Consider the following 16,000-nt stretch of genomic DNA (forward strand, 5'->3'; position numbering starts at 1 on the left):
CAAGCGAAATGTGGTGTCCTGCTTGACGTCAGGGAAGACAGTATCATTTTCCTGGCCAAGGGGATCCGCCCGCTCACTCGGGTCTAACTGGTCGTTACCGTATGGATATTGTTGATCTCAGCACTCTTCCCGAACAGGATACTCGGTATGACGAGTTCCTGCGTCAGGTCTGTGACAAATATGAAATGGACCACGCAGCCTATGCGGGTATGAATCCTGCTGCAGGTACGATTCACGGCCATGTGACTTATGGGGACGACTGGAAAACCCACTATCAAGAGCAAGGCCTGCACCTGATCGATCCGACGCTGCACATGAGCCAGCGCAGTATCGCTCCGGTCGACTGGAGCCGTCTGGAACGCGGTAAAGATTTCCAGCGCGTTTTTCGCGATGCACATGATTTTGGCATTCCAGATCAAGGCATTACGATTCCGGTTCGCGGGCCGTACGGAGATATCGGCTTGCTTAGCGCAGTGCGCGAGTGCAGCCGGGATGAGTGGAAGAAACTGGTGCCCAACGTGATAAGTGACCTGCAATCATTGGCCGTACACATCCATGACAATGTCATGACATCGGATACGATCAGCCGGATGCTGTACCACCCGACCCTCTCCAGCCGAGAATTGGAGATTTTGCAATGGGCCGCAGCGGGTAAATCGCAACAAGATATCGGCGATATACTGTCGATTTCGCACCGCACGGTTGAGGTGCACTTGCGCTCTTCTCGCGAAAAGCTTAATGCACTGACGACTCCGCAGGCTGTCGGTCGGGCCATCGGAATCGGCTTAATCTACCCAGGATAAAGCCAAATTTTGCCGAAATTGGGCTAAAAAAAGCCAATATTACGGGAAACCCCCAATAGATTCGCTGTGGAAACCGGGTAACGTCTTATCCACAGACAGATCACTCGAAGGGGGTTAACATGATTTTGGTAGTTGATGGGCTGAACAGACATCTGTTCACCGAAGTTCTTGACGATATGTTCGAACTGCGCGCTCGGGTTTTTGGCGGGCGACTTGGATGGGACGTCCACATCGAAGACGGCAAAGAAATCGATCAGTTCGATCATCTGGATCCTGCATACGTAATTGGTCTCGACGATGAGGGGAACGTCGTAGCCGCAGTACGTGCACTCCAGACAACCGGCCCGCACATGCTTTCAGATGTGTTCTCGGATATCTTATGCGGCGAAGCGCCAATGCGCAGCGCGACCATGTGGGAATCCACCCGCTTCTGCGTCGACACGCAGCGACTGACCCGAGGAAAAGAGAAGAACTCGGTTTCTTACGCGACCTGTGAGCTGATGATCGGATCTCTGGAATACTGCCGTAGTGCGGGTATCCAGGACATCATCACCGTGATTGACCCGGTTATGAACCGCGTTCTCAAACGCTCGAACTGTGCGCCTTACGACTATGTGGGCGAAACCGTTCCGATGGGCAAGGTACCGGCCATGGCGGCGTTGCTGGATTGCACAGAAGAAAGGATTTCGGGCCTTCGCGAATTCGCAGACATTCACCACGATGTCTTTATCGAAGAAGAAAAGGCGTTAGAGTTCTTCGAGGCCAAAAAGGCCGCCAAACTCAGCCCCGCAAATCGCGACCACAAGCCGCTCACCGATCTTGAGAAGTACTTTGTCGAACAGATGAGTGCGGCCAAGACGGAAGAAGAAAGGCAGGCAGTGCTGAAACTGATCGAAGCGCTGTCCGACACATTCACCCCAGAGCAGAAGACCGCTCTGTTACAGACCCCCCGTGCTTTTGCTCATGAGGCCTGACCCCCTCACCTCATAGTACAAAGCCACCCATGCGGAGCCGTCTAATTCGAGACGGCTCCGCTTTTTTTTGACCCCTAATGGGGGAAGGAAGAGGATTATTCCTCTTCCAGTGCCTCAACGGCTTTTTGCAGATCGTCCTTGCTGACTTCTTTGTCCGCAACCTGAGCCAGTTCGAAGACGTAGTCGACAACCTTGTCTTCAAAGATAGGCGCACGCAGCTGCTGCTGCATTTGGGCGTTCTGCTGCACAAATTCAAAGAACTGGCGCTCCTGGCCCGGGTACTGACGCGCCTGGTTCATGATCGCTTGTGTCATTTCCGAGTCGGTCACTTCAACCTCGGCCTTCTGGCCCAGTTCGGCAAGCAGCAGGCCCAGACGCACGCGGCGTTCGGCAAGCTTGTTATGCTCGTCGGTTGGTTCGATCGGATCGTGATCGTGACCTTCAACGTCAGGGTTTTCCTCGTGCCACAGCTGGTGTGCGATCTGCTTGGCTTCGGCTTCTACCAGTGACGGCGGCAGGTCGAACGAGACTTTCTCGTCCAGCACGTCCAACAAAGCGCGCTTCATAACTGCACGGGACGCACCAGCATATTCGGCTTCCAGACGCTCGGCGATCTGTGCTTTCAGAGCAGCCAGATCCTCAGCACCAAATTTCTTGGCCAACTCGTCGTCGACCTCAGCTGCGACCGGCTCTTTCACCTCTTTGATGGTGCAGGTGAAAACGGCGTCTTTGCCGGCCAGATGCTCGGCACCGTATTCCTCGGGGAAGGTGACGTTGACGTCTTTTTCTTCCTCGGCCTTCACACCGACCAACTGCTCTTCAAAGCCGGGGATGAAGCTGTTCGAGCCCAGAACCAGCGGGTAATCTTCAGCCGAACCGCCTTCGAACTCTTCGCCGTCAACTTTACCAACAAAGTCGAACACGATCTGGTCACCGTCCTTGGCTTTCGAACCCTTACGACGCGCTTTGAAGTTCTGCGCGGTCTCGGCCAGGTTGTTCAGCGCTTCTTCCACGGCTGCGTCGTCCGCTTTGACAACCAGCTTCTCCAGTTCAACCGATTTCAGGTCAACTTCTGGAATCTCGGGCAGCGCTTCGTAGGACATCGCAACTTCTACGTCGTCGCCTTCTTTCCAGTCCTCGTTGGTCATCTTGACCTCGGGCTGCAAAGCAGGACGTTCGCCGCTGTCCTCAAAGTGCTTGTTCATCGCACCGTCGATGGTTTCTTGCATCGCTTCGCCAAGCAAGCGCTGGCCGAACTGCTTTTTCAGCAGAGCCATCGGCACCTTGCCTTTGCGGAAACCCTTCATTTCAACCTCGGGCTGCGCTTCGGTCAGTTTCTCGTTGACCTTGTCGTCCAGCTCGGCTGCGGTCACAACGATGTTGTAGCCGCGCTTCAGACCTTCGTTCAGCGTCTCGGTAACCTGCATTTTGGTAGTCCCCATAGGATTCGGGGCGCGCAAAACGGGCGCGCCGGGCAAATTTGACGCCTTCTATTTGCACAGCCGCCTGCGTGCAAGAGGCAAAGGCCCTTTCAGGCTGGTTTTACCCCTATTACAGACGAAAAAACGCCCCGGCACAGGCCGGAGCGTTCGATCATCGAAAGCTGAGAAATCAGAACCTCCAGCGGGCCCCCAGCACCCACGCCTCGTTGTTGTCGAACGAAGCGCCATCTTCGAAATCGTGATTGCGGTATTTCAGATATGCATCTGTATTGATGCTGTCGATACGCTGAACAACAGCGATGCCCCAAGCATCGGTGCTGGAACCGTCATTTACGAAGTCCGAGCCCGAGTAATAGTCGATCCCGATACCGGTTTTACCCCAGGATACCCACTGATCCTCATAGGCAATCTTGCCGTAGAAGTAGTTCGGGTCAGACGCACCATCCGCGTCATTGTCCCGCGTACCGGCGGCTACGGTGAAGCTCAGGCCGTTTTGCAGCATAACCGAGGCCGACCCGATCGTATCCTTGCGGTCCCCCGATCCATCGTCAGCCGAACGCACCGAGTATGCAACCGCCGCTGCAAATTCAACCCCGCCGCCGAAGGTGTTGTTATAGCGAAGGCCGATATCGTAATAGTCATCGTCATCGCTGCTGGACAGAATGTTCTGACCATAGGCGATGCCGGCCTTAAAACCGCTGAACTCCGGCGTGTCATACCGAACGCGGCCACGGCGCGCACCGTCAAAGTTGCTGCTGGAATCGCCAACGGTGATGTCGCTCAGCAAACCGTCAGTACCGCGATAGAAGAACCCGCCATTTTCATCGTTGGTAAAGGAATACAGCGCAGTTCCAACGTAAGACAGATCCACTTCGGCAGCGCCATCGGCCACCATGCTGCCCTGACCGGCCGAGAATTTACCCCAGTCACCGGCAAGTGCGAAATCCACGTGACGGATATCTTCACGGGTCCAGCCGCTGAAATCTGTGCCCAGCTGGTTCCACTCGCTCGAGCTCGGCAGACCAAGCCCGGTTTCAAAACGGAAGGTGAAATCGTTGTTGCCGAAGGGCTGCAACAGTTCCAAACCGACGCGGCTGTTTGACAGGTCATTGTCCAGAACGCGCGTTTCGGTCTCTTCACCGTCGTCAACCGAGATTAAGGCCGGGTGCAACTGACCATAAAGCAGGACATAACCGCCCGTGTTGTTTTCGTATTTCAGTTCGGCGGCGGCGGGGATTGCCGTTGTTGCGACAAGCGCCGCGGCTATCGAAGTCAGCTTAAAATTCACTGTCATGTCATTCACCATAGATGGGTCAGTTTTTTAGATATTGCCGATATGCGCACCTGGATTAACGGTTCCAATGATTGCTAAAGCTTATTAGCCCGGCATTGCATTTCTGCCACAGGCGGAAGCGGGGACCTTCAGGGAAAGCGTTTTATAATCAATATTTTGACCTAGTTCGAAAGCAGCACCCAGCTAACCTGCAAGACAATTCTTGCGCTGCGTGTTGCAGCTTGCAAACACCCGTTATGCGCACAGGTAAATCATAAGGCGAAACATTGCCGCTTTGACCCGCGATCGGCCAATATTTGCCTATGACCCATTGATTTCAAGCCGTGCGAATACCGCTGGCAATTGTTCCGGCAGATCTTCAGCAATCAACCCCGGCCCAAATTGCCTGGCGCATTCCACATGTAACCAAGCTGCGGTCTTGGCTGCAGCCATCGGGTTGAAGCTCCGCGCCAGTAGTCCCGTTATGAACCCGGCAAGCACATCGCCCGACCCTGCTGTCGCCAGCCAGGGCGCCGCCCGGTCAAACAGCGCCGCATTGATCGCACATTGCCCATCCGGTGCAGCAATCACCGTGTCAGGGCCCTTGTATAGTACCACACAGCCAGCCTGCTTGGCCGCCTCACGCACGGCATCCACTTTGGAATAAGCCGGCCCTCTGCCCGGCTTGATCGAGAGCTTTTCGGAGATCTCCGGGAACAATCGCGCAAACTCGCCCCCGTGCGGTGTCAGAACACATCTGTCATGGAGCATGTCCAACAGCACCTCTGGCGCATCAGCAAACGCCGTCAAAGCATCCGCGTCCAGCACTGCGGGACGCCCCAAGGCCAGCGCCGCAGGAACCAGCTCCTGCGCACGCGCCAGCCCTAAACCAGGACCGAGGCATAGTGCATTCAACCGCGCATCCATCAGGACTTCCATCAGATCATCGCCGCTCTGGACCCGCTGCAGCATCAGCGCAGTGATGTGACTGGCAACCTCCATCTGAGCCGAGGGTGGAACACCCAGCGTCACCAATCCGGCCCCGATGCGTAATGCACCACGTGCCGCCAGCCTTGCCGCGCCGGTTGCCCCCGCACCTCCGCTAATAATCAAGGCATGCCCATGCGCATATTTGTGTAAGGCAGTTGCCTTCGAAAAATCAGCATCAGGGGTGGTCACCAGTTTGACCGCGCCCTGAACTCCCTCCTCCAAACCAATGTCCTTGACGACCAATCGGCCACTTCTGACCGGCCCCAGCCCCAGATAATGCCCCAGCTTTGCAGTATGAAACGATACCGTGAGCCTGGCCTGAACCGTCGCGGTCCCCGGGGCCAGCTCACGCCCACTATCGGAACACAGGCCAGACGGCATATCAACGGATACTGTCTTTTCGGCGATGGCTGGATCCGAGGCAGTCATTTCTGCCCATTTTAGAACATCACCCTCAAGCGGTCGCTGTAAGCCCGTCCCGAATAACGCATCGACATAAAGGTCAGCCCCTTGATGCGCGGCAAACACTTCGGAAAATGGGTGAACCTCCCCCAATTCACCCCATCTGTCATGATTCACACGCGCATCTGGTGGCAGCTTCGTCGGATCACCAAGAAGAAATGCCGCCACCTCCCAGCCGCGCTCCCGCAGCAAGCGTGCAACAACAAATCCATCCCCCCCGTTATTTCCTGGCCCGCAAAGAATTACCGCACGCGGCGGATCCTCTTCATCTGGCCCCAAATACCTCGGGGGTGCGGGGGCTGGCCCCCGCTGCAGCTCTGGCCATTCTTCAAATACGGCTTGAAGAACACCGCGCCCCGCCCGCTCCATCAGCTCCAGTCCGCTCACGTCACCGGACTCAATCGCGGACTTTTCGATCGTCCGCATCTGTGCCGCTGTCAGCAACTCTGCCATATTGCGCCCTCACGCGATTCAATTCTGATTACATTTTGTGCACATCGATCAAAATTTAACCCGTTGCACGATTTTGCAGCACCACAAGGCGACCAAATTCGCGGTTCCATTGCCGCCCGATCTTAGACGTGATCATTGCCATCAAGACAACCATACAAGGTGAGCCGGAATGAAAAAGATCGAAGCGATCATCAAGCCGTTCAAACTGGACGAAGTGAAAGAGGCGCTGCAGGACGTGGGAGTCCAGGGCCTCAGCGTGGTCGAGGTGAAAGGCTTTGGTCGCCAGAAAGGTCACACCGAACTTTATCGCGGCGCAGAATATGTTGTCGACTTTCTACCCAAGGTAAAGGTCGAGGTCGTCCTGGATGATGATCAGGTTGACGCTGCGATCGAAGCCATCGTTGGCGCCGCAAAGACCGACAAGATCGGGGACGGAAAAATCTTTGTTTCACCTATCGAACAAGCCATTCGTATCCGCACCGGCGAAACCGGTTCGGAAGCCCTGTAACACAGCAATCTTCAAATCAGAGGAACAAATAGTATGAGCAAGGACGCAGTTCTTCAGCTGATCCGTGATGAAGACGCCGAATACGTCGACATCCGCTTTACCGACCCGCGCGGCAAACTTCAGCACGTCACCATCATGTCCGATCAGGTCGATGAGGACTTCCTGGAAGAGGGCTTTATGTTCGACGGTTCGTCCATCGCGGGCTGGAAGTCGATTGAAGCTTCCGACATGAAATTGATGCCCGACACCGACAGCGCCTATGTCGATCCGTTCTATGCGGAAAAGACCATCTGCCTGCACTGCTCGGTTGTGGAGCCTGACACTGGTGAAGCCTATGAACGTGACCCGCGAGGCACCGCTCAGAAAGCCGAAGCGTACCTGAAGGCTTCCGGTATTGGTGATGTGGCCTACATGGGTCCTGAGGCCGAATTTTTCCTCTTTGATGACGTTCGTTTCTCGAACAGTATCAACAAGGTATCCTACGAAGTTGATGCGACTGATGCATCGTGGAACACCGACACCGAATACGAGATGGGCAACATGGGCCATCGTCCGGGCGTCAAAGGTGGTTACTTCCCCGTAAACCCCGTTGACGAAGCGCAGGACCTGCGCTCGGAAATGCTGTCGACCATGAAGCGTCTGGGCATGAAGGTCGACAAGCACCACCATGAAGTTGCATCGTGTCAGCACGAACTGGGCCTGATATTCGACAGCCTGACCAAGCAGGCCGATGAGCTGCAGAAATACAAGTACGTGATCCACAACGTTGCACATGCCTATGGCAAATCGGCGACCTTTATGCCGAAGCCAATCGCAGGTGACAACGGCACCGGCATGCACGTGAACATGTCGATCTGGAAAGACGGCAAGCCGCTGTTCGCGGGCGACAAATACGCCGACCTGTCTGATGAGGCGCTGTACTTCATCGGCGGCATCCTGAAGCACGCCAAAACGCTGAACGCCTTCACCAACCCGGCGACCAACAGCTACAAGCGTCTGATCCCAGGTTTCGAAGCCCCCGTCTTGCGCGCCTATTCGGCCCGCAACCGTTCAGGCTGCGTGCGTATTCCGTGGACCGAAAGCCCGAAAGCCAAGCGCGTCGAGGCCCGCTTCCCCGATCCGGCCGCAAACCCCTATCTGGCGTTCGCCGCGCTGCTGATGGCCGGTCTGGACGGCATCAAGAACAAGATCGATCCGGGCGAAGCCATGGACAAGAACCTGTACGATCTTCCTGCCGAAGAACTGGCCGACATCCCGACCGTCTGCGGCAGCCTGCGCGAAGCTCTGGAAGCGCTGGCATCTGATCACGACTTCCTGCTGCAAGGCGACGTGTTCACCAAAGACCAGATCGACGGCTACATCGCGCTGAAGATGGAAGAGGTAGAAACCTACGAGCACACACCTCACCCGGTTGAGTACGGCATGTACTACAGCTGCTGATTAAGAATTTTCGACGAAAATTCTCAGGGGGCGCCCATCGGGCGCCCCTTTTTCTGTATCTCCGCGAGATTTGACGGATCGATGATGATCTTTCAAAATTTGAGCTCAACATCAGGCGGAGAGAGCACATGCCCGCAAGCGACAAACCCTTTTCTGAGTATTCAGGACTTGTAACCTCGGAAAAAGATCTGGAACGCATTTGCGGGCAACCCTTGCCGCAGATCATTGCAAAGGAATTGCCTGCACTTGATGAGATGTGTCGAGACTTCATCGGCATGTCCTCGTTCTGCCTGATCGCTTCGGCCAATCCCGATGGGCATCTCGATATTTCGCCTCGTGGCGATCCTGCGGGGTTTGTGCAGGTGCTCTCGAACTCGATGATTGCGATCCCGGACCGGCCCGGGAACAAGCGCGTGGATACGTTTCATAATTTGCTGAAAGATCAGCGCGTCAGCGTGATATTCTTTGTCCCCGGAAAATTGGAAACTCTGCGCCTGCGGGGATCCGCGAGAATTAGCGCAGATCCCGAACTTCTTTCAAACATGGCCGTCGGTGGACGCGTGCCCAAGCTGGCCCTGTTAATCCATGTCGAAACCGTCTTTGCGCACTGTCCCAAATGCATCATTCGATCAAACCTGTGGCAACCCGATGAATGGCCGGACTCATCCAGTCTGCCAAATATGAACGCGATGATGGTCAAACATGCCAAGATCGACAAAACCCCGGATGAATGGTTCGAATCCCTGAAAGGCACAGACGAGCTTGATCTCTATTAAACCACTTTGCGGTAGGTCGAACTCGGCTTAGGCTGAGCGTAGTTTTTTCAGCACTCGGATTTCCTCTATGCCTCGTCTTCGCCTTTACGCTGCACTCGCGTTCCTTCTGCCCTCAGTGGCACTGTCCGCCCCTTGTGGGAATACCAGCAGCGGGTTCGAGGCCTGGAAAGCCGACTTTGCAAAAACCGCCAAACGGGCGGGTGTGAAAAAGAAGGGTCTGCAAGCGCTCGCGCAGACGCAATATGCAACACGTACGATTGCCGCGGATCGCAATCAGAAGAGCTTTAAATACTCATTAGACAAATTCATGCAGGTGCGCGGGGCAAACACCATCGTTGCGCAAGGGCGCAAGCGCAAAGCTCGCAATCCGCAGTTTTACGCCGCGCTCGAGCGTCAATATGGCGTACCGGCGGGTGTGCTGATTGCCATTCACGGCATGGAAACCGGCTTTGGAGGTTTCATGGGAGATAGTCAGGTTGTTTCCGCAATCACGACATTAGCCTATGATTGTCGCCGATCCGAATTCTTCATCCCGCACGCTATCGGCGCCTTAAAACTGGTTGACCAAGGTACCCTTACGATGGCGACAAAAGGGGCAAAACATGGCGAGCTGGGGCATACACAGTTCCTGCCCGGCAACGCCCTGACCTATGGTGTGGACGCCACCGGTGACGGTCGGGTCGATTTTTATAACATGACCGACGCGCTCGCCTCGACCGCGAATTTTCTACGTAAGAAAGGGTGGAAGCCCGGTCGCGGCTATCAACCCGGAGAGCCGAATTTTGCGGTCATACAGCAATGGAATGCGGCCTCGGTCTACCAGCAATCCATTGCAATCATGGCGGCGCGAATCGACAACTAGGGCAGTCATAGGCTTGACGTCAGAGCACCTGAATTCGGCCACATTGTTGCCACATAGATTTAAGGAAACCCCGATTTTCTTGGTTTCCAAAGCGTAATCAATCTTGGAATATTTCGACTTTTTTCCATTTTGGTCAAAATTTGCGCCATTTCGCCTGTTAATTTGTTGTGAAGATTATGACAGCAAAGGAACATGCTGTGACTGCAAAGCATAGTTACCACGGTGGCCTCCAGTTTGACGGGTCGGCAGATGGCGCGCTTGAGCGTCTGTGCGAGGTCGTCTCAACGACGCTGGGTGACTATGGCCATCTGGTCGAGCGCAAGACGCTTCTTAGCGCATCGGAGGCCAGTATCGTCAGCAGCCAATATCTCGTGCGTCTGACATTGGACTCGGAACCAACCCAAGTAGATCACAATCACCATGAGCGGATGGATCGAACCGCTGGTCTCAAAACTATGCCGCGTGCTGCGGTTACGCTGCCGGGAAACCGGCTGACGATCTCGATTTGTCCGGTGTCAAAACTGCTCGATGATAGTGAAATATCCGAGTTGATGCTTGTGGTGATCCTGTACCGAATGGTCGACATCTGCACGACCCGTCGTGTCGAATGGTTGTCGCCCAAAACGGTTCTGACCATCGAACAATTCATGAGTGCCTTTGATTCAATTGCGCCGCGCAACGCCCGGAACCGAAAGCAGATATTCGAAGCAGTCAGCGGCCCATTTGCGGGGCTTGATCTGCCCGATCCTGATGCGGAAGATACACAGACCAAACACGCCAAGCCGCGTCCGATCAAGCTAAGTGACGACCAACTGCTCAGTATCGCCTTCCGGACCGAGGCTGATGCTCCCCTGCCCGCCGGCAACATTCACCAGTCCGAGGACGAAACGGAACGCCCAAGCGATATTCTGCGACTGACCAGCTGGGGCATGACTGGTGCTGTGGCAAGCATATCGACACCGATTGCCATATCCCTGGCAGCAGTCAATCTGATCCGGGGTGAGGATTTCCGCCTCAACACTCAGGTTCTGGCTTTTACCACAGCGATTTTTGGCCTGAACGCTACGAATGCTTTTGCCGAGGTCGCCAGCGCGATTGGCATGTAATCAAATTACCCAAGACCCTCCTTGGAGGCCCCGCCGTCAGGCGGGGTTTTCCATTTTAAGGACCTGATCAGCGGCCATTACATAAGTGTGGATCGCGAACACCACTGCGTTTGTCTCAGGTAAACGCAAGAGAGTCTGACGTTCACTACGCAGATATCGGGCCGAATTTTCATCCCGCGGTGTGCGTCGCTGCATGAGACTACGCGGTTGGAACAATTCGGCATCATTGTACCAAAGCGCATTGAACCGCCAGAGTGGCCGGTTGGGCTGAATGCCGTCAAACAATCGTTGAACTCTGCGGGCAATATTGGCGTCGTAGGCATCAACCGGTTCATGGATCCCAATCAACGGGCGCATGAACTTTTCCGACAGCATCCAGCTTGCAGGAAAGCACAGGATCGCGCCAGTCAAAACATGCTCGTCATCGTGTTTCTGCAGAATGCAGAAATCCTCTTGCACCAAATGGCATAGCGTTTCCAACGGGCATTCCCGGTCAACCTCAACCCGTACACCGTCGGGCCGCACAACGTGATCGGAGACATTCGGATAAACTTGCTGAATGACCAGTTCCAGCAACTCCTGCGCGGGTGCCAACGCCTCGGGGCTTTGCGCCAAGACGTCCGGTTTTTGCTGCGCCAACAGCGCGGCGCGTCGTTGCATCTGGGCAGAAAACGCATCGTCGCGATGCAACCAGGCCCTGGGGTCCGCAGGCTTAATGCCAGGCAGCGGGTTTTGGGCGAGTGGATCATAGGGAATGGCTTGCTGTAGTATCACGGTCATAGTCGAGGCATAGCACCCTGCTCTGGCGCTGTCGGTCAAAAAGCGACCAGAAGACGGTCGCAAACCTAGAAGACGCAGCGCATCTGGATTTGCAGGTTGGTCAGGCAAGCAGAAAGGTCCAACCGTGAACACACCATATCGTGACACCCGTAAGATTGACCCGACCCGGGGCGCCACACTCGGGGACGGGACACCGAACGACAATGACAGGATCGAGATCGGACCGACACAGCTTGCCTTTGACGAATGGGCCGCTGCCGGGCTTAGCCTGCCCAATCTAGAACAGATGCGTAAATACCGCTGGAAACGCCTCACTCAGGCCATCGTGCAGCGCGATTGGGGCGGGATCCTGCTGTTTGACCCCCTGAATATCCGCTATGCGACTGACAGCACCAACATGCAGCTCTGGAATACCCATAACCCGTTCCGGGCCGTTTTGGTTTGCGCTGACGGGTATATGGTGATCTGGGACTACAAGAACTCTCCGTTCTTGTCGAAATTCAACCCGCTGGTGCGCGAGCAGCGCTCGGGCGCCGATCTGTTCTATTTCGACCGGGGCGACAAGATTGACGTTGCCGCAGATGTGTTCTCAAACGAGGTGCGCGCCCTGATCGAAGAACACGGCGGCGGCAACATGCGGCTGGGTGTCGACAAGATCATGCTGCACGGCCTGCGCGCGCTTGAGGCTCAGGGGTTCGAGGTGATGGAGGGCGAAGAGCTTACCGAGAAAACCCGTGCCATCAAAGGCCCAGACGAAATCCTCGCCATGCGCTGCGCCAGCCACGCCTGCGAGACCGCTGTGGCCGAAATGGAGCGCTTCGCACGTGTCAATGTCGGAGACGGGAAGACATCCGAGGATGACATTTGGGCAGTGCTACATGCTGAAAACATCCGGCGCGGTGGTGAATGGATCGAGACCCGCTTGCTTGCCTCGGGCCAGCGCACCAATCCCTGGTTTCAGGAATGCGGCCCGCGCATCACGCGGCAAAATGAAATCATCGCGTTCGATACCGACCTGATCGGGTCTTACGGCATTTGCGTCGACATCTCACGAACCTGGTGGATCGGCGATCAAAAACCGCGCCCCGACATGATCTATGCCATGCAGCACGCGCATGAGCATATCATGACCAATATGGAAATGCTGAAGCCCGGCGTCATGATCCCGGAACTAACTGCGAATGCCCATCGGCTGGATGACAAGTTTCAGGCACAGAAATACGGCTGCCTGATGCATGGAGTTGGATTGTGCGATGAATGGCCCTTGGTAGCCTATCCCGACAAGGCGGTCGAGGGATCCTATGATTATCCACTTGAACCCGGAATGGTGTTGTGCGTCGAAGCGGCAGTTGGCGAGGTTGGCGGCGATTTCTCGATCAAGCTGGAAGATCAGGTGCTGATCACCGAAGACGGCTATGAAAACCTCACGAAGTATCCGTTCGACGCACAGTTGATGGGGTCTGGCTAAGCGCTATCGCCTAGTTTGACCAGTGGGACCGTCTGACATTACCGTGCCAATCCTCAGGCGCTGTGAGAGTTGGCGTGTCCTCAGACGTATTCGTCAGCGGCCAGCTTTGTCCCAGTGCAAAACCAATTGCGCCAGTCACGAGAATTGCCAACAGAACTCCGGCGTGGAGTGTCGGGCTTAGCGGTGCAGATGTTGTATGTGCCATTTTGACCTCTGCTTTAGACAAGAAGGATGATTGCAAGTTGGGGTCCAAGAAGAAATAAGTAAAATGAATGTTTATACGACCTAACATCACATTTTTTGATTATTCAAAAACCAAACCCAACAAAGCATTGATGCGACGCGCCAAGGGCTACGTGGTCTCTCCCCCTCACCTTCCCGTTACGCCACTGACACAAGGGTTGAGAGAACCGCACACAGCACACAGTATTGTCGAAACCCGGACCACCAAGGATTCATCATGCCCACCGAACGCATTACATTCGCCGGTCACGACGGCAGCCAATTGGCCGCGCGCCTTGATCTGCCGGACGGGCCGGTACTGGCAACGGCTTTGTTTGCGCATTGCTTTACCTGCTCTAAGGACATACCTGCCGCACGGCGCATTTCGGCGCGTCTGGCGGCGATGGGCATCGCCGTGCTCAGGTTTGATTTTACAGGCCTTGGCCACTCGGATGGAGAGTTTGCGAATACGACATTCACCTCAAATGTCGAAGATCTGATCGCTGCAGCGCACTACCTGTCCGGCCGCAACATGGCCCCCGCCCTGCTTATTGGCCATTCACTTGGCGGCGCTGCGGTACTGCGCGCACGCGCTGGCATACCGTCGGTCAAGGCGGTCGTCACATTGGGTGCGCCTGCTGACCCGGGCCACGTATCACACCATTTCGAGGCCGCCCTGCCCGAGATTCAGGCGCAAGGCAGCGCAGAGGTTTCGCTTGGCGGTCGCCCGTTCCGCATTGGCAAAGCTTTTGTCGATGACATTTCAGAGGCCGCGCTTAGCCCTGCCGTTTCAGATTTGAAAGCAGCGCTTCTGATCCTGCACGCACCGCGCGATGACACGGTCAGCATTGACAACGCCAGCACCATCTTTCTGGCTGCGAAGCATCCAAAAAGTTTTGTCACGCTGGACGATGCCGACCATCTGATCACGCGCGCCGCTGATGCGGATTACGCGGCGGATGTCATTGCGGCTTGGGTGTCGAGATACGTCAAACTGTGCCCGCCCGCCCCACCACCCGGTGCCCCGGAAGGTGTTGTTCGCGTGACCGAGGCAGACCCGGCAGGGTTCCTGCAAGACATCCAGTCCGGCCCGCGCCACCATGCGGTCGCTGACGAGCCCGCCTCGTACGGAGGAACGGACCGAGGCATGTCCCCTTATGGATTTGTGTCCTCGGGATTGGGCGCCTGTACCTCGATGACCATTCGCATGTATGCGCGGCGCAAGAAATGGCCTCTGACGGGTATCACCGTCGATGTCTGCCACGACAAGGTACACGCGCAGGACGCCGGACTGGCCAGCGATGGCAAGGTCGATCAGTTCCGCCGCAAGATACGGCTACAAGGGCCGCTGGATGCCGCGCAACGTGCTAAGCTATTGGAGATCGCAGATAAATGTCCCGTGCACCGAACCCTTGAAGGCTCGGCCCATATCACGACTGAGCTGCTGGACTGAAAACCACCTTTGTCAGCTTATGATAATGATTGAAGGGGGCTTTTGCCCCCTTTTTCTAACGGCGCCTCGGTGAGGGTCGGTGAATTGGTGGCCGTGCCGTCGGAGGACGCGCCACCGGGGGATGCGGGCGCGACGGCGGTTTGGCGATCGGTGGCTTTGGCCGCGGTGGAGGGTTCGGACGAACCGGTCGATCGGGGCGGTCGGGCCGGTCTGGGCGGTTTATGTCAACATCTACATTCACGTTACGGTCGTGGTAGTAATCATTCCACAGCATCGAGTCGTAGAACGGGTCATACCCAACGCCATACCCCACCCCGACCGATACGCCATCGCAGGCGGACAGTGTAAACGTTGCAGTACCCAACCCCAGCGCCAGAACAGACCGTTTTAACAGTTTGCGAGTCATCCGAGCCTCCTTACTGCAAAGACCGGAACGACGCGAAAACGGCGTTCAAGGCATCAACATAAGACGGGTCGGCCCCGTCACGCAGGATCGCAACCCCTATCGCAACACGGTCACGCGGCAGGTCAATCACGGTGGCGGTAAAGTTTACGCCTCGCCCATCCCGATTGCCGGTGCCTCGAATAACGTGGGCTGGCCGCCCACCAATCCTTGTATTGCTGGTGCTGGTCACGGTCGGGTCTTTGACGAGGAATTTGTCGATATCCTCAAGATAGCTCAGCCCGCCCTGAATGCTGGAAACCCGTGATGGTGAGACGAAGCCCATCCAGACATTATCGTCGGTCACCGGTCTGATCCCCATGACGCGCGAAACCGCACGGGCATCGCCCAGATTGGTATCCTCGATTTCACGCGGGCCACCGGTACGCAATGTCCAGAAGTCGGGAACCTCAAAGCGGAACAGGGCGCGTCCTTCATCGGTGTAAGTCACCGGTGTGTCGGCTTGCACAGGCGTTACAGCCGACCAAGTCACGGCACTTGCAGCAAGCACCAAGCTTAACAAAATACGCATATCTCAATAACCTG

General features: G+C 55.9%; 16 protein-coding genes. 9 read left to right on the forward strand and 7 right to left on the reverse strand.

What is annotated here, in order from left to right:
• The first annotated feature begins 101 nt into the window (after nucleotides 1–101).
• Both AC2TEM_RS19155 and AC2TEM_RS19160 read left to right on the forward strand, forming a co-directional pair.
• A complete protein-coding gene (locus AC2TEM_RS19155) occupies nucleotides 102–803 on the forward strand; it encodes an autoinducer binding domain-containing protein (protein ID WP_170396446.1) in 702 nt (233 codons plus the stop codon).
• A 119-nt stretch (nucleotides 804–922) separates the two neighbouring features.
• Complete coding sequence (locus tag AC2TEM_RS19160; RefSeq protein WP_170396444.1) at nucleotides 923–1,777, forward strand: acyl-homoserine-lactone synthase; 855 nt, start codon at nucleotides 923–925, stop codon at nucleotides 1,775–1,777.
• 95 nt (nucleotides 1,778–1,872) lie between these two features.
• Here the strand turns inward: AC2TEM_RS19160 and tig are convergent, their stop codons facing one another.
• The 3 genes from tig to AC2TEM_RS19175 all read right to left on the reverse strand — a co-directional run bounded on the left by tig (nucleotide 1,873) and on the right by AC2TEM_RS19175 (nucleotide 6,397).
• On the reverse strand, nucleotides 1,873–3,204 hold the full coding sequence (gene tig / locus AC2TEM_RS19165; protein WP_170422480.1) for a trigger factor: 1,332 nt from the start codon (nucleotides 3,202–3,204) through the stop codon (nucleotides 1,873–1,875).
• A 184-nt stretch (nucleotides 3,205–3,388) separates the two neighbouring features.
• On the reverse strand, nucleotides 3,389–4,513 hold the full coding sequence (locus AC2TEM_RS19170) for a porin (RefSeq protein WP_170422244.1): 1,125 nt from the start codon (nucleotides 4,511–4,513) through the stop codon (nucleotides 3,389–3,391).
• Between the two features lie 300 nt (nucleotides 4,514–4,813).
• On the reverse strand, nucleotides 4,814–6,397 hold the full coding sequence (locus AC2TEM_RS19175; RefSeq protein WP_480856367.1) for an NAD(P)H-hydrate dehydratase: 1,584 nt from the start codon (nucleotides 6,395–6,397) through the stop codon (nucleotides 4,814–4,816).
• 169 nt (nucleotides 6,398–6,566) lie between these two features.
• Between AC2TEM_RS19175 and AC2TEM_RS19180 the strand changes: the two genes are divergently transcribed.
• The 5 genes from AC2TEM_RS19180 (at nucleotide 6,567) to AC2TEM_RS19200 (ending at nucleotide 11,089) form a co-directional block, all read left to right on the forward strand.
• Complete coding sequence (locus tag AC2TEM_RS19180) at nucleotides 6,567–6,905, forward strand: P-II family nitrogen regulator (protein ID WP_170422248.1); 339 nt, start codon at nucleotides 6,567–6,569, stop codon at nucleotides 6,903–6,905.
• 33 nt (nucleotides 6,906–6,938) lie between these two features.
• Nucleotides 6,939–8,345 (forward strand): type I glutamate--ammonia ligase, encoded by a 1,407-nt coding sequence (gene glnA, locus AC2TEM_RS19185; protein ID WP_170396436.1) that lies wholly within the window; start codon nucleotides 6,939–6,941, stop codon nucleotides 8,343–8,345.
• 128 nt (nucleotides 8,346–8,473) lie between these two features.
• Nucleotides 8,474–9,121, forward strand: a complete 648-nt coding sequence (locus AC2TEM_RS19190) for an MSMEG_1061 family FMN-dependent PPOX-type flavoprotein (RefSeq protein ID WP_170422250.1) — start codon at nucleotides 8,474–8,476, stop codon at nucleotides 9,119–9,121.
• Nucleotides 9,122–9,188: 67 nt separating this feature from the next.
• Nucleotides 9,189–9,983, forward strand: coding sequence for a lytic murein transglycosylase (locus AC2TEM_RS19195; RefSeq protein ID WP_170396432.1), 795 nt, complete (start codon nucleotides 9,189–9,191; stop codon nucleotides 9,981–9,983).
• A 176-nt stretch (nucleotides 9,984–10,159) separates the two neighbouring features.
• Nucleotides 10,160–11,089 (forward strand): hypothetical protein, encoded by a 930-nt coding sequence (locus AC2TEM_RS19200; protein WP_255612055.1) that lies wholly within the window; start codon nucleotides 10,160–10,162, stop codon nucleotides 11,087–11,089.
• Nucleotides 11,090–11,125: 36 nt separating this feature from the next.
• Here AC2TEM_RS19200 and AC2TEM_RS19205 read toward each other — a convergent pair whose 3' ends face one another.
• Entirely contained in the window at nucleotides 11,126–11,869 is a 744-nt protein-coding gene (locus AC2TEM_RS19205) for a heme-dependent oxidative N-demethylase family protein (protein WP_170422252.1), read from the reverse strand.
• Nucleotides 11,870–11,993: 124 nt separating this feature from the next.
• Between AC2TEM_RS19205 and dddP the strand changes: the two genes are divergently transcribed.
• Nucleotides 11,994–13,337 carry a dimethylsulfonioproprionate lyase DddP gene (gene dddP / locus AC2TEM_RS19210; RefSeq protein WP_170422254.1) on the forward strand — a complete coding sequence of 448 codons (1,344 nt, stop codon included), beginning with the start codon at nucleotides 11,994–11,996 and terminating at the stop codon, nucleotides 13,335–13,337.
• A 10-nt stretch (nucleotides 13,338–13,347) separates the two neighbouring features.
• On the opposite strand, the gene AC2TEM_RS19215 is transcribed toward dddP, so the two are convergent.
• On the reverse strand, nucleotides 13,348–13,542 hold the full coding sequence (locus tag AC2TEM_RS19215) for a hypothetical protein (RefSeq protein ID WP_170396424.1): 195 nt from the start codon (nucleotides 13,540–13,542) through the stop codon (nucleotides 13,348–13,350).
• Nucleotides 13,543–13,797: 255 nt separating this feature from the next.
• Between AC2TEM_RS19215 and AC2TEM_RS19220 the strand changes: the two genes are divergently transcribed.
• On the forward strand, nucleotides 13,798–15,012 hold the full coding sequence (locus tag AC2TEM_RS19220; RefSeq protein WP_170422256.1) for a bifunctional alpha/beta hydrolase/OsmC family protein: 1,215 nt from the start codon (nucleotides 13,798–13,800) through the stop codon (nucleotides 15,010–15,012).
• Between the two features lie 55 nt (nucleotides 15,013–15,067).
• Here AC2TEM_RS19220 and AC2TEM_RS19225 read toward each other — a convergent pair whose 3' ends face one another.
• The gene (locus AC2TEM_RS19225; RefSeq protein ID WP_170403183.1) at nucleotides 15,068–15,418 is read right to left on the reverse strand and encodes a hypothetical protein; all 351 of its coding nucleotides are present in this window, start codon (nucleotides 15,416–15,418) and stop codon (nucleotides 15,068–15,070) included.
• Between the two features lie 10 nt (nucleotides 15,419–15,428).
• Nucleotides 15,429–15,986: a hypothetical protein gene (locus tag AC2TEM_RS19230; RefSeq protein ID WP_170422258.1), complete on the reverse strand. Its 558-nt coding sequence runs from the start codon at nucleotides 15,984–15,986 to the stop codon at nucleotides 15,429–15,431.
• Between the last annotated feature and the right edge of the window lie 14 nt (nucleotides 15,987–16,000).

Source organism: Ruegeria sp. HKCCD3925 (assembly GCF_057221175.1).